Genomic DNA, 1985 nt, shown 5'->3' on the forward strand with positions numbered 1-1985 from the left:
GCTCCGGTCGCACCGTCGTCGACCTGGGAGCGGAAGCGGATGCCGACGGCGAACACGGTCGGCAGCCCGGCCCCGAAGATCAAGGCGGCCAGCATGACTCGCCACAGGTCGGAGAGGTTGTGCAGCAGGGTGTGCATCGCGGTCTCCTAGCCGATTCCGACGGTGTCGTCATTGCGGGAAGCAGCGGAGTTTGCACTGCGACCGTTCGCGGTGGCCGGGTCCGCCGCGCCACCCCACTCCTCGGTGACGTTGTGCGAGTTGACCACCGCGCGCTTGGACCGGAGCCAGATGAACGCGGCCATGGCGATCAGCAGCGCCAGCACCACCAGCACGCCGGCCGTGCCGCCGATGTCGTGCAGGATGGCCCAGCAGATCGCGCCCGCCACGCCGGCCAGCGGCAGGGTCAGCACCCAGGCCACCACCATGCGGCCGAGCACGCCCCAGCGCACCTCCGCGCCCGGGCGTCCGATGCCGGAACCGAGGATGGATCCGGTCACCACCTGGGTGGTGGACAGCGGCAGGCCGAAGTGGGCCGAGGTGAGAATGATCGCCGCACTGGTGGATTCGGCGGCGAAGCCCTGCGGCGGCACGATGTCGACCAGGCCCTTGCCCAGGGTGCGGATGATGCGCCAGCCGCCGAGGCAGGTGCCGGCGGCCATGGCGATGGCGCAGGACACGATGACCCACAGCGGCAGCGGATCGCTGGCCTTGGCCGAGCCGTGCGCGATGAGCGCCAGGAAGATGATGCCCATGGTCTTCTGCGCGTCATTGGTGCCGTGCGCCAGCGAGACCAGGGAGGCGGTGCCGATCTGTCCCCAGCGGAAGCCGCGGGTCACGGTCCGCTCGTTGCTGTCCCGGGTGATCCGGTACACCACCCAGGAGGCGATGGAGGCCACCAGCGCCGCCACGATCGGGGAGAGCAGGGCCGGGACGATGATCTTGGCGAGCACACCCTTGCTGCCCGCCGTCCAGATCACCCCGTGCAGGCCCAGCGCCGCGATGGTCGAGCCGATGAGACCACCGAACAGCGCGTGCGAGGAACTCGACGGCAAACCCAACAACCAGGTGAACAGATTCCACAGAATGCCGCCGACCAGTCCGGCGAAGACGATGTCCAGCAGGGCGCGGCCGCTCACCTCCGACAGGTCGACGATGCCCTCGGCGACCGTGGCGGCGACGGCGACGCTGAGGAACGCACCGACCAGATTCAGTGCTCCGGACAGGAGTACGGCGGTACGCGGGGCGAGGGCACCGGTGGCGATGGAGGTGGCCATCGCGTTCGCGGTGTCGTGAAATCCGTTTGTGAAGTCGAATGCCAAGGCTGTGCAAACAACGATCAGCAGAACGAGCAGTTCGGCAGACACACCGATCAGTTTGCGTCATGGTCTTTACGCTCCGTTAACCGGTGCCCCCGGACGCATTTCACAGTTACCGCCGTGCTAAGGGGCGGTCCGCCGCGCTCAGTCGCCCCGGGTGTCGCGCCGGAGCGGGTGATTCGCCGGCACCTCGACGAGTACCAGCGGCGTCCCCTCGGGATCGCGGATCCACATCTCGATCAGACCCCACGGTTCGCGCTCGGGCGCGCGGTCGATGATGACCCCGCGCAGCGCGAGTTCCGCGGCGGCGTCGTCGCAGTCGCGGACCTGTAGCCAGATGGCGCCGGCGAACCTGCTCGGAGCATCGTCCGCGCGCCCGTGGCCGGCCACCTCGATCAGTGACTGCCCCGCGAAAAAGACCGTGCCACCCGGATACTCGCGGGCAATGGCCAGCTCCAGCGCGTCGCGATAGAACTCGACCGTCCGCTCGTAATCGCGCGGTCGCAGGATTACCCGACTGCTCAGTATCTCCATGAGTGCAGCATGACAGCTTGCCGTTTGCTGCGGTCCGGGTTCAGAAGTACCAGGGGTAGGGCTTCCAGTCCGGTTCGCGCTTCTCGAGGAAGGCGTCGCGGCCCTCGACCGCTTCGTCGGTCATGTAGGCCAGGC

General features: G+C 68.2%; 2 protein-coding genes and 1 pseudogene. All 3 read right to left on the reverse strand.

The features are described 5' to 3' along the window. Positions 1-146: 146 nt before the first annotated feature. Entirely contained in the window at positions 147-1364 is a 1218-nt protein-coding gene (locus ACFXN1_RS51715; RefSeq protein WP_379446729.1) for an anion permease, read from the reverse strand. A 96-nt stretch (positions 1365-1460) separates the two neighbouring features. Further along, entirely contained in the window at positions 1461-1850 is a 390-nt protein-coding gene (locus ACFXN1_RS51720; RefSeq protein WP_379446728.1) for a VOC family protein, read from the reverse strand. A 40-nt stretch (positions 1851-1890) separates the two neighbouring features. Further along, positions 1891-1985, reverse strand: a pseudogene (locus ACFXN1_RS51725) (1,4-dihydroxy-2-naphthoyl-CoA synthase); the annotation flags it as partial.

Origin of the sequence: Nocardia sp. NPDC059154, assembly GCF_042755705.1 — a bacterium.
Lineage (GTDB): Bacteria > Actinomycetota > Actinomycetes > Mycobacteriales > Mycobacteriaceae > Nocardia.